Raw genomic sequence first — 25752 nt, forward strand, 5'->3', positions numbered from 1 at the left:
CTCAAGTTTTTTTCGGAAGGGGCTTGAGAAAGCCAAAAGTGCTTGCTATACTCTCGCTTCTTCGTTGGCCCGGTAGCTCAGTTGGTAGAGCAGCGGATTGAAAATCCGCGTGTCGGTGGTTCGATTCCGCCCCAGGCCACCAGGATTCAGCCCCAGGAAATCGCAAGATTCCTGGGGCTTTTCCTATTTGCGGGCAAGATGTCGTTCGCTGCGTGGGATGAGCGGTGCAGCGGCCGCGAGCGAGCCTCGGCGGCGCATGATAAAATCCCGCTGTATCAAGGACTTGCCACGTGTTCTTAGCAAGTCCTTTTTCGTTTCAGGTCCAAGGCATCGTGTAGCGTGAAACGCTCTGGCGGACGATCAGCGGTATAAGCCACAGCAGATTGGCGCGCGAAAGCCGCCGCCTATACTGCTTGAGCCAACGTCCGTGCCGGCCAGCGCCGAAGGGTCTCAAACAGGTCGCGAGGCCGGCCGCGAGTCGCCGCTCGCGCGCGGCCGCTGGCGCACGCAATCAACCTACACGGAGTTTCACGGTGACCCGCAAAGACGCCAAGAGTAGCGCGCTCGTGCTGTTTTCCGGTGGCCAGGATTCGGCCACGTGTCTCGCCTGGGCGCTGGATCGATACGAGACGGTCGAAACGCTGGGTTTCGACTACGGCCAGCGGCATCGCGTCGAACTCGAATGCCGCGAGGGATTTCGCAGCGCCGTGGCGCGCACGTTCCCCGAGTGGGGCGAGCGGCTCGGCGACGATCACATGATCGATCTGTCGGTACTCGGATCGATCAGCGATACCGCAATGACACGCGAGATCGAGATCCACGCAGTATCGAACGGTCTGCCGAATACGTTCGTACCCGGCCGCAACCTGATGTTCATGACGATCGCGGCAGCCATTGCGTATCGGCGTGGACTGCGTGTGCTGGTCGGCGGCATGTGCGAGACGGATTTCTCCGGCTACCCGGACTGCCGCGACGACACGATGAAAGCGCTGCAAGTCGCGCTGAACCTCGGCATGGACAGCCGCTTCGTGCTGGAGACACCGCTGATGTGGATCGACAAGGCCGACACGTGGCGCCTCGCGCATGAACTGGGCGGCGAAGAACTGGTCGAGCTGATTCGCGTCGAGACGCACACGTGTTATCTCGGCGAGCGCGCGGAACTGCATGCGTGGGGCTTCGGTTGTGGCGAGTGCCCGGCGTGCCGCTTGCGCAAGCGCGGTTACGAGGCGTATCTGAACGGCGAACAGGTCACGGAACCCGCTTGAGCGGCTTATACAAGCAACAGCACGCGGCACAAGCGCACATCAACAGAGCTTCACGGAGCATCGGGCAGAAAGCAGCATGACGTACGCGGTCAAGGAAATCTTCTACACGTTGCAGGGCGAGGGCGCGAACGCCGGACGTCCGGCCGTGTTTTGCCGGTTCGCCGGATGCAACCTGTGGTCGGGCCGCGAAGAAGATCGCGCGGACGCGGTGTGCCAGTTCTGCGATACCGACTTCGTCGGCACCGACGGCGAGAACGGCGGCAAATTCCGCACGCCCGAAGAACTCGCCGCGAAGATTGCATCGTTGTGGCCCGAAGGCGAAGGCCAACGGTTCGTCGTGTGCACGGGTGGCGAGCCGATGCTGCAGATTGACCAGCCGCTTGTCGATGCATTGCACGCACAAGGCTTTGAAATCGCGATCGAAACGAACGGTTCGCTCCCGGTGCTCGACACGATCGACTGGATCTGCGTGAGCCCGAAAGCCGATGCACCGCTCGTGCAGACCAAAGGCAACGAACTGAAAGTGGTCGTGCCGCAAGAAAACCAGCGTCTCGCCGACTATGCGAAGCTCGACTTCGACTATTTTCTCGTCCAGCCGATGGACGGCCCGTCGCGCGATATCAACACGAAGCTCGCCATCGACTGGTGCAAGCGTCATCCTCAATGGCGCTTGTCGATGCAGACTCACAAGTACCTGAACATTCCCTGATTTGCCGTGCTGACGATTACACGAAAACTCGAATTCGACGCGGGCCACCGCATTCCTGATCACCGCAGCCAGTGCCGCAATCTGCACGGTCATCGCTATGTGCTCGAAATTACGCTGCAAGGCGACCTCGTCGAAACGGAAGGCGCGCCGGATCGCGGCATGGTGATGGATTTCGCCGACGTGAAGGCGCTCGCGAACGAGCACCTCGTCGATAAGTGGGATCACGCGTTTCTCGTCTATGAAGGCGATACGCAGGTGCGCGGCTTTCTCGAATCGATGGCCGGTCACAAGACGATCGTGCTCGACCGCATCCCGACCGTCGAAAACCTCGCCGCCGTCGCGTTCGACATTCTCGCGAACGTCTACGACGCGCACTACGGCGTCAATCTCCGGCTGCATAAGGTGCGTCTGTACGAGACGCCGAATTGCTGGGCCGACGTCGTCCGCGACTAAACGGGTTATTGTCACGGTATGATCGTTTCGATAACCACACGGAGCGAGACATGCCGGTCACCGCGCTACGCTGCGGGCTCGACGCCCGCCACCTTCCTCTAGTTGTTGACGTCGGTCTTTCGGGCCGCGTCGTCTTTTGCTCCAGCCTGATTGCGGCTGCGCCTTCCATCGACGGAGGCGCGCGATGAGCACGTTCACGAATCCACTCAAGCTGCGTCTCAAGGACCCGGACCCGCTGTTCGGGCTGTGGCTGTCGCTGGGCAGCGATAGCGCGGCGGAAGCGCTCGCGCACGCCGGTTTCGACTGGCTGCTGATCGACATGGAGCATGCGCCCAACGACAGCAGCGACGTCACCGGCCAATTGCGCGCGATTGCTGCGGCGCATTTGCCGACCGAGCCCGTCGTGCGCCTGCCCGCCGTCGAGCCGTGGCTCGTGAAGCGCGTGCTCGATGCGGGCGCGCGCACGCTGATGTTTCCGAACATCGAGACGGCCGACGAAGCGGCACATGCCGTTCGCCTGACGCAATACGCGACAGCCGATGCACCGGACGGTCTGCGCGGCGTCGCTGGCGCAGTGCGTGCTGCCGCTTACGGCATGCGGCGCGATTATCTGCAGAACGCGAACGCGCAGATTGCGAACATCGTGCAGATCGAATCGCAACACGCGCTCGCAAATCTTGAGCAGATCGCGGCGACGCGAGGTGTCGATTGCCTGTTCGTCGGACCGGCGGATCTCGCGGCGAGCCTCGGTCATCTCGGCGATTCGAAACACCCTGAAGTGCAGGACGCGATGAAGCATATTCTGGACGTCGCGCATCGTGCGCGTGTCGCGACGGGCATCTTCGCGATGGACGTCGCGAGCGCGCGGCAATACCGGTCGGAAGGCTTTCGCTTCATCGCGCTGGCCGCCGATGTGATGTGGCTGTTGCGCACCACGCGACAGGCACTGCAGGAGGCTCGGTCATGAAGCTGTTGTCGTTACGCACGATGCGCATTGCAAGTCGTGTCATCGTGCTGACCGCTCTGACGGCGGGCGCGGCGGCGCATGCGCAAAGCAAGACGCCGCCCGCGTCAGACATGGAAACGCAAACGGCCGTCGCCGATTACAACGCAGGCAACTTCACGTCCGCGCTCGCCGAGTTTCGTAAGGCCGCGCAGCGCGGCAGCCGTCTCGCCGAGTTCAACTACGCGATGATGCTGCTCAACGGCGAGGGCGGTCCTGCGAATATCGAAGAAGGCAAGAAGTGGCTGCGCAAAGCCGCCGACGCGAACATGTCGCACGCGCAATACGTGTACGGCAAGATGTACGACGATGGAGAGTTCGTCGGGCGCGATCCTGCGGAAGCGCATCAATGGTTTCTGAAGGCTGCGCAGCAAGGGCACATTCAGGCTGAACTGGCGCTGGCGAACCAGTTTCTCGATGGGCGCGGCACCGCGCGTGACAACCAGCAGGCGTTCTACTGGTACAAGAAGGCGGCCGAGGGCGGCGACATGACCGCGCAGTACGTGACGGGCTCGTTTTACGAGCGCGGCGGCGATGGCGTGACGCAGAATCTGAACGTCGCGCGGGCCTATTACGCGGCTGCGGCCGCGCAAGGCGACCCGGCGGCGCGGCTCAAGTATCAGCAGCTCAGCACCCAGTTACGCGAATCGCACGAAGCGAAGCCGCAATAAAAAACGGCGCCTGAAAATTTCAGGCGCCGTTTTGTTTGCATGTCCGTATTGTTGGTGCTGCCAGGTCAGCTCTGCATCAAACGCTTCTGTCGCGCGACGCTCATGATGAGCCCGATCGCGAAGCCGAGCGTCGTCAACGCGGTGCCGCCGTAGCTCATGAACGGCAACGGCACGCCGACCACGGGAAGAATCCCGCTCACCATGCCGATGTTCACGAATGCGTAGGTGAAGAACGCCATCGTCAGCGAGCCGGCCAGTAATCGGCCGAAAAGCGTCGCGCCGTTCGCCGCGATGTACAGGCCGCGCGCGATCAGAGCCATGTAGAGCGTCAGCAATACAAGACCGCCGGCCAGGCCGAACTCCTCGGAGAACACCGCGAAGATGAAGTCAGTGTGCTTCTCGGGAATGAACTCGAGGTGCGCCTGCGTGCCCTTCAACCAGCCCTTGCCGAGCGGGCCGCCCGAGCCGATCGCGATCACGGCCTGAATGGTGTGGAAGCCTTTGCCCAACGGGTCGGACGTCGGATCGAGCAGCGTGCAGATGCGGTGCTTCTGGTAATCGTGCATCAGCGGCCATTGCACTTCGGGCTGACAGATCTTGTCCTGGAACGTTGCGATCGCGCCGACGGCAATCACGCCCGCAATCAGCACAGGGACGATCAGCTTGAAACTCAGCCCCGCGAAATAGATGACGAAGAACCCCGATGCGAACACGAGCACGGCCGTGCCGAGGTCGGGCTGCTTGGCGATCAGCCCGACGGGTACCGCGAGAATCAGCATGCCGACGATGTAATCCCACCACCGGATGTTGCCTTCGCGGCGCTGGTAGTACCACGCAAGCATCAGCGGCGTCGCGATCTTGAGAATCTCCGATGGCTGGATCACCACGCCGACGTTGATCCAGCGCTTTGCGCCCTTGCGCGTGAGGCCGAATAGCGCCACGGCAATCAGTAACGCGACCCCGAATGTGTAGAGCGGGACGGCGAAGCGCATCAGCGTCGTGGGCGGGATGTTGGCCAGCACCCACATCAGCGCGAATGTCAGGATGATGTTGCGCAACTGGTCTTCGACGCGGCCGGGCACGTCGAGGCTTGCGCTGTACAGCGTCACGATGCCGACGCACAGCAGCAGAAAGACGATCAGTGCGAGCGGGCGGTCGAAGCCCGCGAACATCTTCTTGAAGCGTTCGAGCCAGGCGCGCTTGTCGATTTGCATGCCTTTCTCCTTACTCGTCGATGCCGCCGGAAACGGGACCGCGCGGCACGGCCTGCGATTCCTCGTTACGCGACGGCGCGGCAGCGACCGGCCGCGAATCGCTGGCCGGACGGGGTTTGCGTGGGGACTTGCGGGCGTCGGACGCTTTGACGGGGGCCGCAGCCGTGGTTGCTGCCGTGTCGGATGCGGCGGGCGATGGCGCGACTGTGGCCGACGCGACGCGCGGCGCCTTGGCCGGCTTCGATGCCGAAGCGGCTCGCGGCGCTGCAGCTGACGCAGCGACAGGCGCCGAAGCCGAGGCTGGGCCAGACGCCGCGACGGCGCCGGATGCATCCGATGCCGCCGCCGCATGCGGTGTCGGTGCGCCTACGGGTAACGGCAGTGGCTTGAAGCCAGCTGCGACGGCGACGGGCTGAACGTCGGCGGTCGGCGCTGCCGGCGCGCTGCCGATAACGGGAGCGGAAGTTTCCTCCGTCGCCGACGCAGCCGCCACGACGGCTGCCTGCTCGACGCCCGGCTTCATGCGGTCGACGAGGTAATAGTCGAGTACGCGCCGCGCGATCGGGCCTGCCGCTTGCGCACCCCAGCCGCCGTTTTCGACAATCAGCGCGATCGCGATTTTCGGGTTGTCGGCAGGGGCGAACGCGATGAAGAGCGCATGGTCGCGCAGATGTTCAGCGAGCGCGTGGCCGTGGTACTTCGCGCCTTGCAGCGAGAACACCTGCGCCGTCCCCGTCTTGCCCGCCGACAGATACGCGGCATTGCGGAACACCTGGTACGCAGTGCCCGACGGGTTCATCGTCACGTTTTCCATGCCACGCTTCACGACGTCGATATCGGACTGCTTCACGTCGATGCGTCCGTCGTCCTTCGGCACGGTAGCGCGCAGTGCCCGGGTGATCGGATTCTCGATCTCCTTCACAAGGTGCGGCTTCATCACCGTGCCGTTGTTCGCGAGCGTCGCCGTCGCATGCGCGAGCTGAAGAATCGTGTACGAGTTGTAGCCCTGGCCAATGCCGAGGCTGATCGTCTCGCCTTCGTACCAGCGTTGCTGTTCGGGCTTGCGATACGCCTTGCGCTTCCAGTCCGTCGAAGGCAGGATGCCGCGCGCTTCACCGGCGATGTCGATGCCCGTTATCTGGCCGAAGCCCCACGGCTTCATGAAGCCGGCGATCGCGTTGACGCCGAGATCGTGCGCGAGCATGTAGAAGTAGGTGTCGTTCGACACCATGATCGCGCGGTTCATGTCGATCCAGCCCTGACCCTGCGGCACGTCGTTGCGGAACGTGTGGCCGCCGAACGTGTACGAGCCCGGATCCTGGAAGCCCCATTGCGGCGTGCGCTTGTGCAGCGTCAGCGCGGCGAGCGCCATGAACGGCTTGTACGTCGAGCCCGGCGGATACGTGCCGTGCAGCGGACGGTTCAGCAGCGGGTGATCGGGCGAGTTGTTCAGCTCGTCCCACGTCTGCTGGTCGATGCCGTCGACAAACGAATTCGGATCGAAGCTCGGTGCGGACACGAACGCGAGCACGTCACCTGTCGACGGTTCGATCGCGACGAGCGCGCCGCGGCGGCCCGCAAAGGCCTGTTCGGCGACCTGCTGCAAGCCGATATCGAGCGACAGCACGAGGTTGTTGCCGGGCGTCGCCTGCGTGCGCGACAGCGTGCGCACCGGGCGTCCGCCCGCCGTCACTTCGACTTCCTCGAAGCCCGTCAGCCCGTGCAGCTCCGTCTCGTAGCTCTGCTCGACGCCGATCTTGCCGATGTAGTCGGTGCCCTTGTAGTTGTTCGCGTCGAGGCGCGCATCGTAGTGCTCGGGATCGCTGTCGTTCTGGTCGCTGGCGTCGTCGATCTTGTCCTGGTCGCGCTGCGAAATGCGCCCGATATAGCCGATCACGTGCGCCGCCGTTGGCCCGAGCGGATATTGGCGGAACAGGCGCGCGCGCACTTCGACGCCAGGGAAGCGGAAACGCTGTGCTGTGAAGCGTGCGACTTCGTCGTCGGTGAGGCGCGTGCGGATCGGCAGGCTCTCGAAGTTCTTTGAGTCTTCCTGCAGCTTGCGGAAACGGCGACGATCGCGCGCGTCGATACTGATCACGGTCGCGAGACTGTCGATCACGTTGTCGAGCGTGTCGTTCAGCTTCGACGGCGTGATTTCGAGCGTGTAGGCCGAGTAGTTCTTGGCGAGCACGACGCCGTTGCGGTCGGTGATGATGCCGCGGTTCGGCACGATCGGCGCGACTGAGATGCGGTTTTCGTTGGCCTGCAGCGAGTATTTGCTGTAGTGCCAGACCTGCAGAAACAGGAAACGGAACGCGATCAGCCCGAAGCAGACGAACACGAACAGCCCCGCCGCCGCGACGCGCAGGCGGAATTTCGTGAGCTGCTGCTGGGTGTCCTTGAATTCGGTCATGCGGTTGGGCAGGAACTGCCGGTTATTCGGTTTGATTCAATTCGGCGGCGAGGCGCCGGTGCGCTGCCGGGTTCTGTGCTGCGTCGTCCGGTTGCGCAGCGCTTTGCGTCGTCGAACGCTCGTGAAGGCGGCGAAAGCTTGGCGCGTTCATGAGCGGCAAGTCGGCGCGGGCGGTCAGATGGGCCGCGTATCGTCCGGATCGGCCGGACGGCGCTGCGGCATCAAAAGCAGAATGCTCGCGATGGGCCAGAGCGCCGCCTCAACAAACCCGTCGATCAGATAACCCCAGCCGGGAAATGCTGCGCCCGTCAGCAGGCGGATCACGAACGGCACGAGTTGCGCGACGACGAGCAGCGGCATCACTGCGAAAACCTGCACGCCGATCGACATCCACAGCACGCGGCGGTGAATCGTGATCGCGCCGTACGACAGCAGCGTGTAGGCGAGCGCGTGTTCGCCGAGCAGGCTGGCGTTGTGCACGTCCATCAACAGGCCGAGCATGAATGCAATGCCCATGCCGACCTTGCGCGGCTGATGCACGTTCCAGAACAGCAGCACCAGCGCGACGAAATCGGGCACGCCGACCAGACGGCCCCACGGCATCATGTTCAGCAGGAATGCGGCGGCCAGGCTGAACGCGATGAAATAAGGATTGACGGGCTGCAGGATGTACTGCGGGCGGTTCATTGCTTGGCCCCCTGATTTGCCCCTTGAGCGGCTTGAGGCTTCGCGCCCTTTTCAGCGGCCGGCTTCTTTTCGGTCGATGCCTTGCCGGCAGGCTTGGCCGACGATGCGGCAGCCGGCGCAGCCGGCTTTGCCGTGGCAGCGGCCGCTGGAGGCGCCGACGCGGCGGCCGTCGGAGCAGACTTCGCGTCCTTCTCGCCTGGCTTGCCCTTGTCCGGCGTTTTCGCGTTCTTCTTTTTCGCTTCCTTCGCGGCTGCGACGGGATCGGGTTCGTCGGCGGGGCGCGGCGGCACGTTGTTCTCGTAGTGTAGGACGAGCAGGTCGCGAGCACCGCGCACAGGCGCGATGGGCAGGCAGATCACGCGCGCGAACGCGGTGTCCGCCTGCTTGTCGACGCGCACCACCTTCGCGACAGGCAACCCCGGCGGATAGATGCCGTCGAGACCGCTCGTCACGAGTTCGTCGCCGGCCAGCACATCGGCGCTGATCGGCACGAAACGCAGGTCGAGCGCGTCGCCCTTTGGCGTGCCGTAGATCACGCTGCGCAGACCCGTGCGGACGATCTGCACGGGGACGGCCTGGTCCTTGTCGGTGAGCAGCGTCACTTCAGACTGCATCGGGAACACACGCGTCACCTGGCCGATCACGCCGTCTTCATTGACGACGGGCGAACCGTCCCTGATGCCTTGCTGGGAACCCCGGCCGATCACGACCTTTTGCGTGAACGGATCGCGCGTGTCGTACTGGATTTCGGCGGGGATCGACTGCGTTGTCATCCGTTGCGACAGTTGCAGCAGATTACGCAGATGCGCGTTTTCCGCGTCGAGCTGGGCGGCCTGGTTGGCCTGCTGCGACAACTGCAGATTGCGTGTGCGCAACTTGTCGTTCTCGCCGCGCAGCGTCGCGCCGGTGACGGCGAGATCGGCGGCGCCCATGAAGATGTCGCGCGGCACCAGCGCTGCGCGCTGCAACGGATACAAGCCTGCGCCGAGCACGCCGCGAACGATCTCGAGCGTGCGGAAACGCGCGTCGGAAATGAGCAGGGCGAGCGCCACCAGCACGAAGAAAATCAGTCGTGCGAGAGCCGAGGGGCCTTGCTTGAATAGGGGCGGCGGACTGTATTCCATGGTCGCCGGGAGCGTGAGCGATTGTGTGAAACGGCGGCGCGCTAGGTGCGCGCCCAACGCACAAAGGCTGGCGGAGCCAGCCTTTCAGTGCGCGCTGCAGACATGGAGACTGGCAACCTTACTCGTACGAGAAGATGCTGCCGAGCTTGTCCATGCGTTCGAGCGCCATGCCCGAGCCACGCACGACGCACGTCAGCGGATCTTCGGCGACCAGCACGGGCAGGCCCGTTTCTTCCGCCAGCAGGCGGTCGAGGTCGCGCAGCAGTGCGCCACCGCCCGTCAGCATCATGCCGCGCTCGGCGATGTCGGCACCGAGTTCAGGCGGCGTCTGTTCCAGCGCGATCTTCACCGACGACACGATCTGGTTCAGCGGATCGGTCAAAGCTTCGAGAATTTCGTTGCTTGAAATGGTGAAGCTGCGCGGAATGCCTTCCGACAGGTTACGGCCCTTCACTTCCATTTCCTTGACTTCCGAGCCCGGGAACGCGGAGCCAATTTCCTTCTTGATGGCTTCGGCCGTCTGTTCGCCGATCAGCATGCCGTAGTTGCGGCGGATGTAGTTGACGATTGCTTCGTCGAACTTGTCACCGCCGACGCGCACCGAACCCTTGTACACGATGCCGCCCAGCGAGATCACGCCGACTTCCGTCGTGCCGCCGCCGATGTCGACGACCATCGAGCCCGTTGCTTCCGAAACCGGCAGACCCGCGCCGATTGCTGCTGCCATCGGCTCTTCGATCAGATAGACCTGCGATGCACCCGCGCCGTGTGCCGCTTCCTTGATGGCGCGGCGCTCGACCTGGGTCGAACCGCACGGCACGCAGATGATGATGCGCGGCGACGGCGAGAACATGCGCGATTCGTGAGCCGTCTTGATGAACTGCTTGATCATCTGTTCGGTCACGGTGAAGTCGGCGATCACGCCGTCCTTCATCGGGCGGATCGCCTCGATGTTGCCCGGCACCTTGCCGAGCATCTGCTTTGCTTCCTTGCCGACTGCCTGAATGGTCTTCTTGCCATTCGGGCCGCCTTCCTGGCGAATCGAAACGACGGACGGTTCGTCGAGAACGATACCTTTGCCACGCATATAGATGAGCGTGTTGGCCGTGCCGAGGTCAATGGCCAGATCGTTTGAGAAATAGCTGCGCAAAAAACCGAACATGCAAAATCCTGTCTCGCTGGGGGCCGGCCCTCGCGTCGAAAGCGTAGGGCGGCAGCGGAAAAAAATTAGCAGCATCATGTCCGGCCAAGTGCGCCGTAGGAAGCATGAAACTGCGAGGGAACGTACCGGAGGCTATAGCAAGGCAGCCGAGCTGTCGTTCAGCGATCTCCGAAAATGTCAGAAAGGCCTTGGTAAGACGGTCCGGGTTTGGGTCGAACGCGTAATGATACCTTATAATTTTGCTTGATTTAAAGGAAACGAATGGCACTTTTTGCCGTCGCCGGCCCCAATTTCGAGGGCCTGCTCCAATGACCTAACCCGCTGTCGCAGCATCGTTTTTTCATCGTTGCGGCAGACTGCCACTTTTCCGGTGACTGCATGGCCCTGACTCTGACCGATGTGAAACGCATCGCCCACCTCGCACGGCTCGAATTGCCCGATGCCGACGCCGAGCACACGCTGACCCAGCTCAACGATTTCTTCGGCCTCGTCGAACAGATGCAGGCGGTCGATACAACGGGCATCGCGCCGCTCGCGCATCCCATCGAGCAGATCGAAGACGTGGCGCTGCGTCTGCGCAACGACGCCGTGACCGAAAACGTGAATCGCGACGATTACCAGCGCCCAGCGCCCGCTGTACAGGACGGCCTGTATCTGGTGCCGAAGGTCATCGAGTAAGCGCTGCTTCACTGATTTAGCACAGGGTTGTGTGTCACGCGTGCGAATCTTGGCGCAGCACACAACCCGCACTGTTCGGCCCGGCCCGCCGGCGGGCGGCCGGAAGCCTTCACGGCGGCGCAGCGCGCCGTCGCGCTTTCCAGGAAAAACGCAATGCATGAGAAAAGCTTGACCGAACTGCGCGCCGCGCTCGACGCGAAGCAATGCTCCGCGGTCGAACTGGCGCAGACGTATCTGAAACGGATCGACGATCACAAGGCGCTGAACGCCTTCGTTCACGTCGATGCGCAGCAGACGCTCGCGCAGGCGCAAGCCGCCGACGCGCTGATCGCCGCCGGCAACGCCGGTCCGCTGACGGGCCTGCCCATCGCGCACAAGGACGTGTTCGTCACGCGCAACTGGCGCTCCACGGCCGGCTCGAAGATGCTCGAAAACTACACGAGCCCGTTCGATGCAACGGTCGTCGAGCGGATCGCGCGCGCGGGCATGGTGTGCGTCGGCAAGACCAATATGGACGAGTTCGCGATGGGCTCGTCGAACGAGAACTCGTACTTCGGTCCGGTGCAGAACCCGTGGGATCGCAAGGCCGTGCCGGGTGGTTCGTCGGGTGGTTCGGCGGCGGCTGTCGCCGCGCGCCTCGCGCCCGCCGCGACGGGCACGGACACGGGCGGTTCGATCCGTCAACCGGCGTCGTTCTCGGGCATCACAGGCATCAAGCCGACGTACGGGCGCGTGTCGCGTTACGGGATGATCGCGTTTGCGTCGTCGCTCGATCAGGGCGGTCCGATGGCGCAGACGGCCGCCGACTGCGCGCTGCTGCTCAACGCAATGGGTGGCTTCGACGAGCGCGACTCGACAAGCCTCACGCACGCTCACGAAGACTACACACGCTATGTCGGCCAGACATGGTCGGGCACGGGCAACGCGGCTGACAAGCCGCTCGCGGGCCTGCGCATCGGCTTGCCGAAGGAATACTTCGGCGCGGGCCTCGCCGATGACGTGCGCGCCTCTATCGATTCCGCGTTGAAGCAATACGAAGCGCTCGGCGCGACGCTCGTCGAAGTGTCGCTGCCGAAAACAGAACTGTCGATTCCCGTGTACTACGTGATCGCGCCGGCGGAAGCGTCGTCGAACCTGTCGCGTTTCGACGGCGTGCGTTACGGCCATCGCGCGGCCGAGTATCGCGATCTGCTCGACATGTACAAGAAGTCGCGCGCCGAAGGCTTCGGCCCCGAAGTGAAGCGCCGCATTCTGGTCGGCACGTATGTGCTGTCGCACGGCTACTACGACGCGTACTACCTGCAGGCGCAGAAGATCCGCCGCATCATCGCGCAGGATTTCCAGGAAGCGTTCAAGCAGTGCGACGTGATCATGGGCCCGGTGGCGCCTTCCGTCGCATGGGATATCGGCGCGAAGGGCGACGATCCCGTGCAGATGTATCTCGCGGATATCTACACGCTGTCGGTGAGCCTTGCCGGTTTGCCGGGCATGAGCGTGCCGTGCGGCTTTGGCGCGGGCGCGAATGCGCAGCGTCCGGTTGGCTTGCAGATCATCGGCAACTATTTCAACGAAGCACGCATGCTGCAAGTGGCGGACGCGTTCCAGCGCGTCACGGACTGGCATCGCAAGGCGCCGGCGGGAGTTTAAGCATGGCAACACAATGGGAAGTCGTTATCGGTCTCGAGACCCACGCGCAGCTGTCGACGGTCTCGAAGATTTTCTCGGGCGCGGCCACGCAGTTCGGCGCCGCGCCGAACACGCAGGCCTGCCCCGTCGACCTGGCATTGCCGGGTGTGCTGCCCGTGATGAACCGGGGCGCTGTCGAGCGCGCGATCCAGTTCGGTCTCGCCATCGACGCGACGATCGCGCCGCGCAGCATCTTCGCGCGCAAGAATTATTTCTACCCTGATCTGCCGAAGGGCTATCAGATCAGCCAGTACGAGATTCCTGTCGTCCAGGGCGGCCAGATCACGATTCAGGTGCCTGCCAACGAAAAGGCCGGCAAGGAAGCGTACGAAAAGACGGTGAATCTGACGCGTGCCCACCTCGAAGAAGACGCGGGCAAGTCGCTGCACGAAGACTTCGCGGGCATGACGGGCATCGACCTGAATCGCGCGGGCACGCCATTGCTCGAAATCGTCACCGAGCCGGAAATGCGCAGCGCAGCGGAAGCGGTTGCGTATGCGAAGGCGTTGCATGGTCTCGTCGTGTGGCTGGGCATTTGCGACGGCAATATGCAGGAAGGCTCTTTCCGCTGCGACGCGAACGTGTCGGTGCGGCCTGTCGGCCAGAAGGAATTCGGCACGCGCGCCGAAATCAAGAACCTGAACTCGTTCCGCTTCCTCGAAGAAGCGATTCAATACGAAGTGCGTCGCCAGATCGAACTGATCGAAGACGGCGGCACGGTGGTGCAGGAAACGCGTCTGTACGATCCCGACAAGCGCGAAACGCGTTCGATGCGCAGCAAGGAAGACGCGCACGATTACCGCTATTTCCCCGATCCCGATCTGATGCCGCTGGTGATCGATTCGTCGTGGGTCGAGCGCGTGCGGGGCGAATTGCCGGAACTGCCGGCGGCGATGCAGCAGCGTTTCGTCGAGCAATACGGTCTCACACCGTACGATGCAGGTGTCGTCACGTCGAGCAAGGCGATGGCCGCGTACTACGAAGCCGTCGTCGCGAAGGTCGGCGCAGCGCAGGCGAAGGTCGCGGCAAACTGGCTGATGGGCGAAGTGTCGTCGCAACTCAACCGCGAAGACCTCGACATCGCGAACAGCCCGGTGTCGGCTGCGCAACTCGCGCTCGTTCTGCAACGCATCGCTGACGGCACGATCTCGAACAAGATCGCGAAGGAAATTTTCCTCGCGATCTGGGAAGAGAAAGCCTCGGATGACACCGCCGCCGACCGCATCATCGAAGCGAAGGGTCTCAAGCAGATTTCGGATACGGGCGCGCTCGAAGCGATCATCGACGAAGTGCTCGCCGCGAACCAGAAGTCGGTCGAGGAATTCCGCGCGGGCAAGGAAAAGGCGTTCAACGCGCTGATCGGCCAGGCGATGAAGGCGACCAAGGGCAAGGCGAATCCGCAGCAGGTCAACGAGCTGTTGAAGAAGAAGCTGGGCTGAGTGTCGTAGTGGTACGGGGCTTCGCGTGCGGCATGTCGCATGCGGGACCATGACGGGCTGTTGTCGCATCGAAAGTCGCGCAACGGCCCGTTTGCTTTTCCATTCGACGTGACTGCCCGCCGCACAGGAGGAACAACGATGGCTAAGAAGAACGGTTTCGACGATTACCGGGTGCCCCTTTTCGACGGGAACGACAAGGCGAAGTTTTCACTCGCCAGCATCGATCCTTCCTCGAAGCCGTTTTCGACGGGATCGAAAGATACCGACCGCGAACGGCTCGCCGAGATCGGCGCCGCGCTGGATGCGCAGCAGGAACGCCTGCACGCGCAGCGCGTGCAGCGCGTCCTGCTCGTGCTGCAAGGCATGGACACGAGCGGCAAGGACGGCACGATCCGCGCGGTGTTTCATGAAGTCGATCCGCTTGGCTTGCGCATCGTGCCGTTCAAGGCGCCGACGCTCACCGAGCTTGCGCACGACTTCCTGTGGCGCGTGCATTCGCAGGCGCCCGCCGCCGGTGAACTGACGATCTTCAACCGCAGCCATTACGAAGACGTGCTCGTGCCCGTCGTGCTCGGTTCGATGGACAAGGACGCGCGCCTGCGCCGCTACCGGCACATTCGCGACTTCGAGCTGATGCTCGCGGAAAACGGCACGACGATCATCAAATGCATGCTGCACATATCGAAGGACGCGCAGCGCGAGCGCTTGCAGGCGCGTATCGACGATCCGACCAAGCACTGGAAATTCGACGTCTCCGATCTCGACGCGCGCAAGCTGTGGGACAAGTATCAGGACGCGTACGAGGAAGCGCTCGCCGCGACCTCGACGGATTACGCGCCGTGGTACGTGATTCCCGCGGACTCGAAGACGCATCGCAACGTGATGGTCGGCGAATTGCTGCTGCGCGCGTTCGAGTCACTCAAGCTCGAATTCCCGCCGGCGAAAGAATCGCTGAAGGGCGTGATAGTCGAATGATCTTCACCTTGTCGAATAGACGAATACATAACGAAGGAAAAACATGTTGCGTGTGATCACCGCCAACCTGAACGGCATCCGTTCGGCGGCCAAGAAGGGCTTTTTCGAGTGGTTCGGCGAGCAGAAGGCCGACGTCGTGTGCGTGCAGGAAATCAAATGCTCGCAGGACGACATGACGCCTGAATTCCTCGCGCCGCATGGTTTCACCGGCTATTTCCAGCATGCGGTGAAGAAGGGTTACAGCGGCGCGGGTCTCTATACGCGTCACGAGCCGGATGAAGTCGTGATCGGCTTCGGCAGCGAAGAGTTCGATCCCGAAGGCCGCTACGTGGAAGCGCGCTTCGGCAATCTGTCGGTGATTTCGGTGTATGTGCCGTCGGGTTCGAGCGGCGACGAGCGTCAGCAGGCGAAGTACCGCTTCATGGACGAGTTCATGCCGCATCTCACGGAGTTATCGAAAGAGCGCGAAGTGATCCTGTGCGGCGACGTGAACATCGTGCACAAGGAAATCGACATCAAGAACTGGAAGGGCAACCAGAAGAACTCGGGCTGCCTGCCGGAAGAGCGCGCGTGGCTCACGAAGCTGTTCGACGATGTCGGCTATGTGGACGTGTTTCGCACGCTCGACCAGCGGCCCGAGCAATACACGTGGTGGAGCAATCGCGGCCAGGCGTATGCGAAGAACGTGGGGTGGCGTATCGATTACCAGATCGCGACGCCGGGCATTGCGGCGACGGCGAAGCGCGTCGACGTGTTCCGCGATATCAAGTTCAGCGATCACGCGCCCGTGACCGTCGACTACGGGCACAAGATTGCGAAGAAATAAGCGAAAGCGGCGTCAGTCGTTCGCGGTCGTACGGTGCGGGCGGCCGATGCCCGCATAGTCGGGCAACGCATCGACGGTCTTGCCGACGGCTTTCGCGTACAGCGGCAGCATGTCGGCGAGCCGCTTCATGATGTCCGCGCGGCGTGCCGCGTTGTACGGGTGCACGTAGATGAAGCCCTGATCGCGGTTGTTGCGTGTCGCGACCGCGAGCTTGTCCCAAAGCGTGATTGCCGCGCGCGGATCGTAACCGGCACGCGATGCAATGTCGCTGCCGATCACATCAGCTTCCGTTTCGTCCGCGCGTTCATACTTCATTTCCAGCAACTGTGTGCCGATGCCGAGCGGCGCTTCGCCGAGATCGGCGAGACCGAAGAGTTGCGGAATCGTCCCCGATCCGAGTTGCCCGGCCTGCTGTTCGCCGAGACGCTCGCGCGCGTGCTCGCGCAGCGCGTGGGCAATTTCATGGCCGAGCAGCATGCCGAGTTCGTTGTCGTTGAGCTTGACCTTGTCGAGCATGCCGCCATACACGACGATCTTGCCGCCTGGCAGACAGTACACACGAATGTCCGGCGAACGCAGCACCGCGATATCCCACTTCCAGTTCTTCGCGCGGTCGTTCCATTTCAGCGAATACGGAACCAGCTTGTCGACGATCGACTGCACGCGCTTCACGTGCGGGTCCGATGACGGATAGAGCCGGCTCATGTGCTCGGCGCCGCGCGCGATCTGATCAAATTCCTCAGCCGATTGCGCTTCGAGCATCGGCGACGGAATCAGATTGCGGAACACGGCGTAGCCGCCATAGCGCAATTGCAGGTTCGGCACGAAGGGCGGTGGCGGGGGGGCGTGGGTGCCGGCGTGCGAGCCGTCACGGGCGTTGGCGGCGTCGCTGTGCCTGCGTTCGACGGCGCGGATGCGCCCGACGTGGTGGACGGCGCCGCATCCGACTTTGGCGCGGAAGGCGTCGAAGGCGTGGTTGGCGCTGCAGGCGCATTCGCAGCGGGCGGCGCGCCGACGTTCGACGTCGATTCGGCTGCGCACGCCTGCCACGGCGACATCACGCCGAACGCCGCGCACGCGGCGAGAACGGCCAGATGCAGCGCACGGGTACGCCCGCGTATGCGATATGCAGGCGATCGACGGAAAGCGGCGCGCGAAGCCGGACCCATGACGGCGCGCCGCGACGCAAACACCATCACGACTGCTTTCTCCAAGGGGCGATCCGGAACAACAGTAGCATGCCCGGTATAGCAAGCGCCGTGCAGACAATGAAGTAGTCGAACCAGCCGATCTTCGCGACCACGAAACCGCTTGCCGCCGACGCCAGCGTGCGCGGCACCGAAGCCAGCGACGTGAAGAGCGCGAACTGTGTCGCCGTATAGCGAGGGTCGGTCGTGCTCGCGATATACGCGGTGAACGCGGCGAGCGTGAGCCCGGTGGTGAACGTTTCGAAGCCGTACACGAGCGCGAGCGCCACCGACATCGGATCGAGCTGCACCGTCCAGCCGATGCCGAGCAGCGACAGCAGTTTCGTCGTGCCCGCGCTGAGCGCGACGGCGATGTCGTACACGACGGTGAGTCCCGGCGACGTCGGCCCGACATGCGCGAGCCATGCGAAGCCGAGCGTCGACACCATCTGCAGGATGCCGAAGATCCACAAGCCGCGACCGATGCCGATACGCATCAGCGCAATCCCGCCGATGATGCCGCCCGCGAGACTCGCGCCGAACGCCGTCGTCTTTGCGATCACGCCGATCTGCGTGCGCGAAAAGCCGATGTCGAGAAAGAACGACGTGGACAGCGTGGTCGCCATCGTATCGCCGAGCTTGTACAGGAAGATGAAGCCGAGCACGAACAGCGCACCGCGCCAGCCGTCGCGCGTGATGAATTCATGAAACGGTTCGACGATCGCTTCGCGCAGGTTCTTCGGCGGCTTGCCGTGTACTTCGGGCTCGCGCACGACGAGCGTCATCACCATGCCCGGCAGCATGAACGCGGCCGTCACGATGAACACGGTCGCCCATGGCAGATGGTCCGAGAGAATCAGCGCGAGCGAGCCGGGCACGAGCGCCGCGATCTTGTACGCGTTCACGTGCACCGCATTGCCGAGACCTTGCTCGGTGTCATGCAACAGTTCGCGCCGATACGCGTCGATCACGATATCCGAGCTCGCGCCGAAGAACGCGACGAGCGCGGTCAGAGCGGCAACCGTCCAGATCGAATCGCGCGGCGAGACGATGCCAAGCGACGCGATCGCGCCGGCGACCAGAATCTGCGTGAAGAGCATCCAGCCGCGCCGGCGCCCCGGCCGCCAGCCGGGCAGACTCGGCACGTAGCGGTCCATCAGCGGCGCCCAGAGGAATTTCCACGTATAGGGAAACTGGATCAGCGCGAACAGGCCGATTTCCTTCAGGTTCACGCCTTCTGAGCGCAGCCAGGCCTGGACGAGATAGACGAGGGTGAACAGCGGCAACCCCGACGTGAAGCCGAGGAAAACGCAGATCAGCATGCGCGCGTTGAGAAACGCGCGCCAGCCGGGATGTTCTTCGTGAGCGGTTAGTGCAGGCGCCTCGTGTGGCGGGTTCGACATGAGATGAGTGACGTTAGCTTTTCTTGACGCGATAGACCGCAAGACTACCACGCCAGTTCACGCCCCATCGCACCTGCTGGCCGCCATGCAGCACGACGCGATCGAGAATTTCGATACCGACTTCCGGCGCGAGCGCCTCGAAATCCTTGATGGTCAGCACGCGCACGTTCGGCGTGTTGTGCCACTGATAAGGCAGCGACTTCGACACGGGCATGCGACCCTGCAAAACGGACAGCCGGTGCGTCCAGAATCCGAAATTTGGAAACGAAACAATGCATTCCTTGCCGACGCGCACCGTCTCGCGCAGGATCGCGGCCGTCTGGTGAATGGTCTGCAGCGTTTGAGAAAGGATCGCAAAATCGAAGCTGCCGTCTTCGAACAGGCGCAAGCCGTCTTCCAGATTCTGCTGGATCACGTTGATGCCGTTCTTCGTCGAAGCGAGCACGCCGGCGTCGTTGATCTCGATGCCGTAGCCCGTCACTTCGAGTTCTTCCATCAGCAGCGACAGCAGCGAGCCGTCGCCGCAGCCGAGATCGAGCACCGTTCCGCGTGGCTCGACCCAGCGGGCGATCGCGCGGAAGTCTGGCCGCGTCGCAAGATAATCGAGAGCGCGCTGGTTCATGCGTTGACCTCTGCAGCAATGCGTTCGTAGTAGGCGCGCATCAGGTTGTGATAGCGCGCGTCGTCGAGGAGGAAAGCGTCGTGGCCGTGCGGCGCGTCGATTTCGCCGTACGTGACCTGGCGCTTGTGATCGAGCAGCGCCTTCACCAGTTCGCGCGAGCGCGCGGGTGCGAAACGCCAGTCGGTCGTGAAGCTCGCGATCAGATACTTCGCCTTCGTATGCGCGAGCGCTGCCGTGAGATCGCCGTCGTAAGCTTTGGCGGGATCGAAGTAATCGAGTGCGCGGGTGATCAGCAGATAGGTGTTCGCATCGAAGTAGTCGGCGAACTTGTCGCCCTGGTAGCGCAGATACGATTCCACTTCGAACTCGACGTCGAAGTTGAAGTTGTAGGCGTCTTCGGCACCTTCCGCGCGACGCAGCGCGCGGCCGAACTTCGCGGCCATGTCGTCATCGGACAGATAGGTGATGTGGCCGATCATTCGCGCGACGCGCAAGCCGCGCTTGGGCTTCACGCCGTGCGCGTAGTAGTTGCCGCCGTGAAAGTCCGGGTCCGACAGGATCGACGAGCGCGCCACTTCGTTGAATGCGATGTTCTGCGCGGAGAGCTTCGGCGTCGATGCAACGACGATGCAATGCGCGAGCCGGTCCGGATACATCATGCTCCACGCGAGCGCCTGCATGCCGCCGAGACTGCCGCCCATCACCGCCGCGAATTTCTCGATGCCGAACGTGTCGGCGACGAGCGCCTGCGCGTTCACCCAGTCTTCGACCGTCACGACGGGGAAGCTCGCGCCGTACGGACGGCCCGTCGACGGATCGATGCTCATCGGGCCCGTCGAGCCGAAGCACGAACCGAGATTGTTCACGCCGATCACGAAGAAGCGGTTAGTGTCGAGCGGCTTGCCGGGGCCGACCATGTTGTCCCACCAGCCGACGTTCTTCGGATCATCCGCGTAGACGCCCGCCACGTGATGCGACGCGTTGAGCGCGTGGCAAACGAGCACGGCGTTGCTGCGCGAGGCATTGAGCGTGCCGTACGTTTCGACGACGAGGTCGTAGTTCGAGAGCGAGCTGCCGTTCTGCAGGCGCAGCGGCTCGGAGAAATGCATTGTTTGTGGAGTGACGATCCCGATCGATTCCATTCATTCCGCCTTCTGACATGGGGCGGCTAAATGGTGTCGGCGATGGCGCGGAAGGAACGTGTGCGCGGCTGACGACCTCTTTAGCCGCATTTATAGTGAACCGGGATGGATGAACTCCATCCGCTGGTTCGCGCGCCCGCAATCGAGTCAGCAAATCGGCGCGTTGTGCAATTCTGGACCGTCAAGAACGGTCAAGCGCAAAGTATAGCGGAAAATGCGCCGCGTCTCTCGTCGGCCCGTCTTACTGGAGGATGAGGCGCAATTGCGCGTCGGCCTGTTCGATCGGCGCGCGCGAGAAACCGCTGCGCACGAATCGATGCCAGCGCCCGATGATGTAGCTGAGTAAAAGGCTCGCGCGCGCCACGGGATCGTAGTCGGCGGGCAGCGGGATCGCACTGTGTTCGGCGTGGCTCGACGCGTCCATCAAGCCGAGCCGCAGACATTGCTTTAGCGACGCCTCGACGCGTTCGAGCAACTGGTTGACGCGCTCGATGAGCCGCTCGTGTTCGCCGACGAGCGCTTCGCAGGTCAGCACCCGTGTCATGCCAGGATTCTTCGCTGAAAAGTTGAGTAGTATCAGCGCGATCGCGCGCGCCTGCAGCACGCCGTTCGGCTCTTTCGCGATGATCTGGTTGATGAGCCCGAAGAGCGTCTGCTCGATGAACTCGATCAGCCCTTCGAACATCTGCGCCTTGCTCGCGAAATGGCGGTACAGCGCCGCTTCCGACACGCCGATGCGCGCGGCCAGCGCCGCCGTGGTGATTTTTTCGTTCTTCGGGGCCTCCAGCATCGCGGCCAGCGTCTGGAGGATATGCACGCGCCGCTCGCCCGGTTTCAGGCGCGTCGAGCGCGGTGCGGCGGTTTGGTCTTCGGTTACGTCCTCGTCATGCTTGCGGATAGGCTGCATGTCTGTCGTCCCTGTTATCGCCAGGCCGGATGCTCCGTGAATGGTTCGATCGGCCTTCCTGGGCGAGTGCCCAGTCTCAACGATTTTAGCGAACGAATGCGATGGTCGACATAGTGCGGGCGACCCGTGCCCGGCAGTCGCGCAAGCGAGCCGTCCGCGCGGGCCGGCCGCGGCAGGTGGCCGACGATCCACACCGTGCGGATGCCGAGCCGCCGGTAGTTCTTCAAATGGCTGCGCGTGTCTTCGACAAGTACCGCGTCCGAGAGACGCACGTGCGCGTCGCGCATCGCACGGCGCAGCATCGCGTGATCGGGCTTGGCGCGCCAGAAGCGGCGGTCGCGCATATGCTCGATGGCGATCACGCGCTCGAACAGCCGCTCGATGCCAAGCTCTTTCAACACGTCGAGCGCATACGCTTCGGGCGCGTTGGTCAGCACGATTTTGCGGCCCGGCAGCGCGTCGACGAGACGCTTCAGGCCGCGCTCGCTGCGCAGCATCGCGCGCAGATCGGGGAACGTGTGGACGTAGTCGAGGAAGTCGTGCGCATCGACGTCATGATGGCGCGTGAGGCCGAGCAGCGCCGCGCCGTAGCGCTGCGTGTAGCCGGTGCGCAGACGGTTCGCTTCGTCGCGCTCGACTTGCAGCGCATCGATGATGTACTGCGTCATCGCGGTGTTGATGGCCGGGAAGATCGCGTGCGACGCGTGATGCAGCGTGTTGTCGAGATCGAACAGCCAGACGGGCGTGCCGGCGTGAATCTGCGGCCGACGGCGCTTCGGACGGAAAGTGCGCATGATGTTGCGGCGTGATTGAATGTAGCGCGCGAGGTGCTCCGTTGCCGTGCGAGGCGGGCGGCGCGCGATGCGTGCAAAAGGGGAAGCGTAAGACAGCGCAACCTGCTGCGCGAGAGACGGAAGGCCAGTATGCCTTCTGCGAAGCACGGCGGCCAGCGTGCCGTGCTTCGCGTGAAGCGTGAGTCTGCGTGATGCGTAACGTGACGGCGGCGCTCAGTGCGAGCGGATCATCGTGCCGAACGGCTGTTCCGTCAAAATTTCGAGCAACACCGAATGCTCAATGCGGCCGTCGATGATGTGCACCGAACGCACGCCGCTCTTGGCGGCGTCGAGCGCCGACGAGATCTTCGGCAGCATGCCGCCCGAGATCGTGCCGTCGGCGAACAGCGCGTCGATCTCGCGCGCGGACAGATCGGTCAGCAGCGTGCCTTCCTTGTCCATCACGCCGGGGATGTTCGTCATCATGACGAGCTTTTCCGCGTTCAGCACGACGGCCAGCTTGCCCGCGACGAGGTCCGCGTTGATGTTGTACGACAGGCCGTCTTCACCGAAGCCGATGGGCGAAATGACGGGGATGAACGCGTCGTCTTGCAACGCCTTCACGACGGCGGGGTTGATCGCCTCGACTTCGCCGACCTGACCGATGTCGATGTACTGACCGGGGTTGTCGCGGTCCGGCATCAGCAGCTTGCGCGCGTGGATCAGGCCGCCGTCCTTGCCCGTCAGGCCAACTGCGTGACCGCCGAAGTGGTTGATCAGCGTGACGATGTCCTGCTGCACTTCGCCGCCCAGCACCCATTCGACGACTTCCATCGTCTCTTCGTCGGTGACGCGCATGCCCTGGATGAACGTGCCCTGTTTGCCGATCTTCTTCAACGCCTGATCGATCTGCGGACCGCCGCCGTGCACGATCACCGGGTTGATGCCGACCAGCTTCAGCAGGATCACGTCGCGCGCGAAGCCCTGTTTCAGGCGCTCTTCCGTCATCGCGTTGCCGCCGTACTTGATGACGACGGTCTTGCCGTGATACTGGCGAATATAGGGCAGCGCCTCGGCGAGAATTTCAGCCTTCAGCGTGGGGGCGATCTGGGACAGGTCGGGAGTCTCGGACATGGCGGCGGCTCGGACACGGAAACGGTGAAAACAACGCCGGATTGTACACAACTGGCGCGGTGCAATAGTGAAACTGATGTGTGCCGTCGCGGCGATCGTGGCCGTTGTGCCGCAGTGCGGCAAAGTGGATTTTACGGGCGACGGACGTGTCGTTCACGCCGGAATTTGCAGCGGTGCGACGGAAGGTTTGGGCCATTGCCCGGCGGGTAAGTTCTCTTCCGCAACAGGAAAGGCCGGCTGCCGGGAAAGCCGGGCGGCGAGCGGGCAGGCGTTTTGCTGACTGGCCGGAAGTGGCATTATGTTTGAATCCACTGACCGGTTTCATCCCGTTGTCATGAATCCGTCCCCATCCGAATCGATTGGATCTTCCGCAACGTCGAGCGCTCGCTGCCCGCGCTGCCGCCGTGTGTTCGACTGCGGCGCGCGCGGAGGCCGTGAAGCATGCTGGTGCGTATCGATGCCCGCGTTGCCCACCGACGTGCTCGACACCAGCACCGGCTGTCTATGCCCCGAATGTCTGGCCGATGCAATCGCGCGGACGCGCGCAATGGAAGGAAGCGCCACATCCACGCCGGACTGAAGCATCCCCGGCGAGCGGGCGTGGTGCGCGGCTATTTGCGCGAATCTGCCAGCGCCGCGAGATCGCGCGTCAGTTTGTCGAACACCGGCTCCCACTGCGCAAACTGCGGCTGCCGGTACAAGGTCGCGCTCGGATACCACGGGCTGTCGGTGCGATCGAGCAGCCACACCCAATGCGGATTGACGTCGAGCAGCACCCACGTGCGCTGCCCGATTGCGCCGCTCAGATGCGCGACGGACGTGCACACGGTGATCACCAGATCGAGCGCGCCGAGATAGGCGGCAGTGTCGTCGAAGGTTTTGAATTCGGCCGTGTGGTCGGCGATATCCAGTCCTGCCGTGCGGGCTGCCGCCACTTCGGCTGCGGCGCCGGGCTGCAGCGAATAAAAGGCGACGTTGTCGAGCTCGCGGAAGGCGTCGACATAACGTTCCAGGCCGACGCGGCGGTACGGATTGCGTTGGTGCCCGTGGCTGCCCGTCCACACAAGTCCGACCTTCAGCCGCTTTTCACCGGCGAGGCGTTGACGCCATGCGTCGACGGCTTGCGGATCGGCTTGCAGATACGGAACAGTCGACGGGATCGTTGCTTCGCGCGTATCGAACAGCATGGGCAGCGTAAGCAGCGAAATCTCATAGTCGAATTTCGGCAACTGCTCGACGCCGCCGCCCAGCGTGAACTCGTCGGCGTGTTGCGCGAGCGAGCGTCCGAGCAGCGCGCCCATTTGCGGAAACGAGTTCCAGGCAAGGCGTCCGCCTTCGCGATGCACGCGCTCGGCCAGCATCGGAACATAGCGGCAGAATTGCAGCAGATCGCCCATCCCCTGTTCGCCCCAAAGCAGCAGCGTCTTGCCTGCCAGCGATTCGCCACGCCAGGCGGCCCCCGGCAGCACGGGGCGTTTGCCCGCCAGTTCCTTCGATCCCTCCCAGCGCGCTTCGTGCTCGCGCCAGCCGTCGGCGTAATTGCCGCGCAGCAGGTGGATCATGCTCAGGTTGGACAGGTGCGACGGCTTGTCCGGCGCGGCGCGGTGCGCGGCCAATGTGAAGCGCTCGGCGTCTTCCCATTGCTGCGCTTCGCGGAGTGTCTGCCCGTGATTGCCGAGCACGACCGGGTTGTCGGGCTGAAGATTGACTGCATGCCGTTCGGCTTCGAGCGCACGGTCGAGGTCGAAGCGGGCGAGGTGCGACTTGCCGAGATTGACCCACGCGTTCGCATCGGCGGGATTCTGGTGGAGCGCGGCCGTCAGCAGTTCATTCGCTTCCGCCGAAGCCGGATTCGTCCACATCAACGCGCTTGCCAGATTGTTGCGCAGGCTATGCAGGTCGGGGTCGATGGCGAGCGCGTCACGGTAGGGCGCGACGGCATCGCCGTGCCGGTTCATCAATTGGAGTGTGAGACCCAGGCGAAAGAGCGCTCGGGGATCGTGCGGCGCGAGCGCGGCGAAAGCGCGGGCAATCGTCTCCGCCTCGACGCCGCGTCCTCCGGCGACGAGCTGCTGCGTCATTTCATCGAGCGAATCGGGAGTGGTTGGAAACAGATGGGAAGCGGCCTGGAGCCAGATGTCGTGGGCTTGCCGGTCGCCCTGGTGGAGCGCTGCGACAGCGTGACGCAGGAATGTCTGGAAGGAATCCAAAAGAACTTGATGTGGATCAACTGTTGTTTTACGCATTTGTGGGTGGAGATTGTCAGCCGCGCCGGAAAC

At 63.3% G+C, this 25752-nt stretch carries 23 protein-coding genes, 1 tRNA gene and 1 pseudogene; 12 read left to right on the forward strand and 13 right to left on the reverse strand.

Translation table 11 applies throughout. The features are described 5' to 3' along the window. The first annotated feature begins 66 nt into the window (after positions 1 to 66). The 6 genes from H1204_RS00190 to H1204_RS00215 all read left to right on the forward strand — a co-directional run bounded on the left by H1204_RS00190 (position 67) and on the right by H1204_RS00215 (position 4101). Positions 67 to 142, forward strand: a tRNA-Phe gene (locus tag H1204_RS00190). 391 nt (positions 143 to 533) lie between these two features. Further along, on the forward strand, positions 534 to 1265 hold the full coding sequence (gene queC / locus H1204_RS00195) for a 7-cyano-7-deazaguanine synthase QueC (protein ID WP_180729320.1): 732 nt from the start codon (positions 534 to 536) through the stop codon (positions 1263 to 1265). A 76-nt stretch (positions 1266 to 1341) separates the two neighbouring features. Next, positions 1342 to 1974, forward strand: a complete 633-nt coding sequence (gene queE / locus H1204_RS00200) for a 7-carboxy-7-deazaguanine synthase (RefSeq protein WP_042305021.1) — start codon at positions 1342 to 1344, stop codon at positions 1972 to 1974. Positions 1975 to 1983: 9 nt separating this feature from the next. After that, on the forward strand, positions 1984 to 2427 hold the full coding sequence (gene queD / locus H1204_RS00205; protein ID WP_085954608.1) for a 6-carboxytetrahydropterin synthase QueD: 444 nt from the start codon (positions 1984 to 1986) through the stop codon (positions 2425 to 2427). A 184-nt stretch (positions 2428 to 2611) separates the two neighbouring features. Further along, positions 2612 to 3394 carry an aldolase/citrate lyase family protein gene (locus H1204_RS00210; RefSeq protein ID WP_042305020.1) on the forward strand — a complete coding sequence of 261 codons (783 nt, stop codon included), beginning with the start codon at positions 2612 to 2614 and terminating at the stop codon, positions 3392 to 3394. After that, positions 3391 to 4101: a tetratricopeptide repeat protein gene (locus H1204_RS00215; RefSeq protein WP_180729321.1), complete on the forward strand. Its 711-nt coding sequence runs from the start codon at positions 3391 to 3393 to the stop codon at positions 4099 to 4101. Before H1204_RS00210 ends, H1204_RS00215 begins: the two co-directional genes overlap by 4 nt. A gap of 65 nt (positions 4102 to 4166) precedes the next feature. On the opposite strand, the gene rodA is transcribed toward H1204_RS00215, so the two are convergent. The 5 genes from rodA to H1204_RS00240 form a co-directional block, all read right to left on the reverse strand. After that, the gene (gene rodA / locus H1204_RS00220; RefSeq protein WP_042305018.1) at positions 4167 to 5315 is read right to left on the reverse strand and encodes a rod shape-determining protein RodA; all 1149 of its coding nucleotides are present in this window, start codon (positions 5313 to 5315) and stop codon (positions 4167 to 4169) included. A gap of 10 nt (positions 5316 to 5325) precedes the next feature. Then, positions 5326 to 7728, reverse strand: coding sequence for a penicillin-binding protein 2 (gene mrdA / locus H1204_RS00225; protein ID WP_180729322.1), 2403 nt, complete (start codon positions 7726 to 7728; stop codon positions 5326 to 5328). Positions 7729 to 7902: 174 nt separating this feature from the next. Next, the gene (mreD, locus tag H1204_RS00230) at positions 7903 to 8415 is read right to left on the reverse strand and encodes a rod shape-determining protein MreD (RefSeq protein WP_180721192.1); all 513 of its coding nucleotides are present in this window, start codon (positions 8413 to 8415) and stop codon (positions 7903 to 7905) included. Then, the gene (mreC, locus tag H1204_RS00235) at positions 8412 to 9539 is read right to left on the reverse strand and encodes a rod shape-determining protein MreC (RefSeq protein WP_180729323.1); all 1128 of its coding nucleotides are present in this window, start codon (positions 9537 to 9539) and stop codon (positions 8412 to 8414) included. The genes mreD and mreC overlap by 4 nt, the downstream gene beginning before the upstream one ends. Positions 9540 to 9657: 118 nt before the next feature. Beyond that, positions 9658 to 10701 carry a rod shape-determining protein gene (locus H1204_RS00240; protein WP_004189550.1) on the reverse strand — a complete coding sequence of 348 codons (1044 nt, stop codon included), beginning with the start codon at positions 10699 to 10701 and terminating at the stop codon, positions 9658 to 9660. 378 nt (positions 10702 to 11079) lie between these two features. Between H1204_RS00240 and gatC the strand changes: the two genes are divergently transcribed. From gatC to H1204_RS00265, 5 genes are all read left to right on the forward strand, one after another. Continuing rightward, complete coding sequence (gatC, locus tag H1204_RS00245; RefSeq protein ID WP_007582035.1) at positions 11080 to 11379, forward strand: Asp-tRNA(Asn)/Glu-tRNA(Gln) amidotransferase subunit GatC; 300 nt, start codon at positions 11080 to 11082, stop codon at positions 11377 to 11379. A 153-nt stretch (positions 11380 to 11532) separates the two neighbouring features. Further along, a complete protein-coding gene (gene gatA / locus H1204_RS00250) occupies positions 11533 to 13026 on the forward strand; it encodes an Asp-tRNA(Asn)/Glu-tRNA(Gln) amidotransferase subunit GatA (RefSeq protein ID WP_180729324.1) in 1494 nt (497 codons plus the stop codon). A gap of 2 nt (positions 13027 to 13028) precedes the next feature. Further along, a complete protein-coding gene (gene gatB / locus H1204_RS00255) occupies positions 13029 to 14504 on the forward strand; it encodes an Asp-tRNA(Asn)/Glu-tRNA(Gln) amidotransferase subunit GatB (protein WP_180729325.1) in 1476 nt (491 codons plus the stop codon). 138 nt (positions 14505 to 14642) lie between these two features. Next, on the forward strand, positions 14643 to 15479 hold the full coding sequence (locus tag H1204_RS00260) for a PPK2 family polyphosphate kinase (protein WP_180729326.1): 837 nt from the start codon (positions 14643 to 14645) through the stop codon (positions 15477 to 15479). Between the two features lie 43 nt (positions 15480 to 15522). Further along, complete coding sequence (locus H1204_RS00265; RefSeq protein ID WP_180729327.1) at positions 15523 to 16305, forward strand: exodeoxyribonuclease III; 783 nt, start codon at positions 15523 to 15525, stop codon at positions 16303 to 16305. A 12-nt stretch (positions 16306 to 16317) separates the two neighbouring features. On the opposite strand, the pseudogene H1204_RS00270 reads toward H1204_RS00265, so the two are convergent. From H1204_RS00270 to argB, 7 genes and pseudogenes are all read right to left on the reverse strand, one after another. Then, positions 16318 to 17501 (reverse strand): annotated as a pseudogene (locus H1204_RS00270) (M48 family metallopeptidase). Beyond that, on the reverse strand, positions 17501 to 18895 hold the full coding sequence (locus tag H1204_RS00280) for an AmpG family muropeptide MFS transporter (protein ID WP_180729329.1): 1395 nt from the start codon (positions 18893 to 18895) through the stop codon (positions 17501 to 17503). The pseudogene H1204_RS00270 and the gene H1204_RS00280 overlap by 1 nt, the downstream one beginning before the upstream one ends. A gap of 13 nt (positions 18896 to 18908) precedes the next feature. Continuing rightward, positions 18909 to 19517 carry a methionine biosynthesis protein MetW gene (gene metW, locus H1204_RS00285; protein WP_007582053.1) on the reverse strand — a complete coding sequence of 203 codons (609 nt, stop codon included), beginning with the start codon at positions 19515 to 19517 and terminating at the stop codon, positions 18909 to 18911. After that, positions 19514 to 20659, reverse strand: coding sequence for a homoserine O-acetyltransferase (locus H1204_RS00290; RefSeq protein WP_180729330.1), 1146 nt, complete (start codon positions 20657 to 20659; stop codon positions 19514 to 19516). Before H1204_RS00290 ends, metW begins: the two co-directional genes overlap by 4 nt. A gap of 241 nt (positions 20660 to 20900) precedes the next feature. Then, positions 20901 to 21566 (reverse strand): nucleoid occlusion factor SlmA, encoded by a 666-nt coding sequence (gene slmA, locus H1204_RS00295; protein WP_180729331.1) that lies wholly within the window; start codon positions 21564 to 21566, stop codon positions 20901 to 20903. A gap of 14 nt (positions 21567 to 21580) precedes the next feature. Next, positions 21581 to 22360 (reverse strand): pyrimidine 5'-nucleotidase, encoded by a 780-nt coding sequence (locus tag H1204_RS00300; protein ID WP_180729332.1) that lies wholly within the window; start codon positions 22358 to 22360, stop codon positions 21581 to 21583. A gap of 213 nt (positions 22361 to 22573) precedes the next feature. Continuing rightward, on the reverse strand, positions 22574 to 23473 hold the full coding sequence (argB, locus tag H1204_RS00305; protein ID WP_028363874.1) for an acetylglutamate kinase: 900 nt from the start codon (positions 23471 to 23473) through the stop codon (positions 22574 to 22576). A 334-nt stretch (positions 23474 to 23807) separates the two neighbouring features. Here argB and H1204_RS00310 point away from each other — a divergent pair, with 334 nt between their 5' ends. After that, positions 23808 to 24053, forward strand: coding sequence for a cysteine-rich CWC family protein (locus tag H1204_RS00310; RefSeq protein WP_243468644.1), 246 nt, complete (start codon positions 23808 to 23810; stop codon positions 24051 to 24053). Positions 24054 to 24084: 31 nt separating this feature from the next. On the opposite strand, the gene H1204_RS00315 is transcribed toward H1204_RS00310, so the two are convergent. Next, complete coding sequence (locus H1204_RS00315) at positions 24085 to 25719, reverse strand: tetratricopeptide repeat protein (RefSeq protein ID WP_180729334.1); 1635 nt, start codon at positions 25717 to 25719, stop codon at positions 24085 to 24087. Positions 25720 to 25752 lie beyond the last annotated feature (33 nt).

Source organism: Paraburkholderia sp. PGU19 (assembly GCF_013426915.1).
GTDB lineage: Bacteria > Pseudomonadota > Gammaproteobacteria > Burkholderiales > Burkholderiaceae > Paraburkholderia.

Bases quoted from the DNA above. Each gene is read 5' to 3' on its own strand.
- queE (WP_042305021.1), top strand. From the start codon at position 1,342: ATGACGTACGCGGTCAAGGAAATCTTCTACACGTTGCAGGGCGAGGGC.
- H1204_RS00210 (WP_042305020.1), top strand. From the start codon at position 2,612: ATGAGCACGTTCACGAATCCACTCAAGCTGCGTCTCAAGGACCCGGAC.
- H1204_RS00215 (WP_180729321.1), top strand. From the start codon at position 3,391: ATGAAGCTGTTGTCGTTACGCACGATGCGCATTGCAAGTCGTGTCATC.
- rodA (WP_042305018.1), bottom strand. From the start codon at position 5,315: ATGCAAATCGACAAGCGCGCCTGGCTCGAACGCTTCAAGAAGATGTTC.
- mrdA (WP_180729322.1), bottom strand. From the start codon at position 7,728: ATGACCGAATTCAAGGACACCCAGCAGCAGCTCACGAAATTCCGCCTG.
- mreD (WP_180721192.1), bottom strand. From the start codon at position 8,415: ATGAACCGCCCGCAGTACATCCTGCAGCCCGTCAATCCTTATTTCATC.
- mreC (WP_180729323.1), bottom strand. From the start codon at position 9,539: ATGGAATACAGTCCGCCGCCCCTATTCAAGCAAGGCCCCTCGGCTCTC.
- H1204_RS00240 (WP_004189550.1), bottom strand. From the start codon at position 10,701: ATGTTCGGTTTTTTGCGCAGCTATTTCTCAAACGATCTGGCCATTGAC.
- gatC (WP_007582035.1), top strand. From the start codon at position 11,080: ATGGCCCTGACTCTGACCGATGTGAAACGCATCGCCCACCTCGCACGG.
- gatA (WP_180729324.1), top strand. From the start codon at position 11,533: ATGCATGAGAAAAGCTTGACCGAACTGCGCGCCGCGCTCGACGCGAAG.
- gatB (WP_180729325.1), top strand. From the start codon at position 13,029: ATGGCAACACAATGGGAAGTCGTTATCGGTCTCGAGACCCACGCGCAG.
- H1204_RS00260 (WP_180729326.1), top strand. From the start codon at position 14,643: ATGGCTAAGAAGAACGGTTTCGACGATTACCGGGTGCCCCTTTTCGAC.
- H1204_RS00265 (WP_180729327.1), top strand. From the start codon at position 15,523: ATGTTGCGTGTGATCACCGCCAACCTGAACGGCATCCGTTCGGCGGCC.
- H1204_RS00280 (WP_180729329.1), bottom strand. From the start codon at position 18,895: ATGTCGAACCCGCCACACGAGGCGCCTGCACTAACCGCTCACGAAGAA.
- metW (WP_007582053.1), bottom strand. From the start codon at position 19,517: ATGAACCAGCGCGCTCTCGATTATCTTGCGACGCGGCCAGACTTCCGC.
- H1204_RS00290 (WP_180729330.1), bottom strand. From the start codon at position 20,659: ATGGAATCGATCGGGATCGTCACTCCACAAACAATGCATTTCTCCGAG.
- slmA (WP_180729331.1), bottom strand. From the start codon at position 21,566: ATGCAGCCTATCCGCAAGCATGACGAGGACGTAACCGAAGACCAAACC.
- H1204_RS00300 (WP_180729332.1), bottom strand. From the start codon at position 22,360: ATGCGCACTTTCCGTCCGAAGCGCCGTCGGCCGCAGATTCACGCCGGC.
- argB (WP_028363874.1), bottom strand. From the start codon at position 23,473: ATGTCCGAGACTCCCGACCTGTCCCAGATCGCCCCCACGCTGAAGGCT.
- H1204_RS00310 (WP_243468644.1), top strand. From the start codon at position 23,808: ATGAATCCGTCCCCATCCGAATCGATTGGATCTTCCGCAACGTCGAGC.
- H1204_RS00315 (WP_180729334.1), bottom strand. From the start codon at position 25,719: ATGCGTAAAACAACAGTTGATCCACATCAAGTTCTTTTGGATTCCTTC.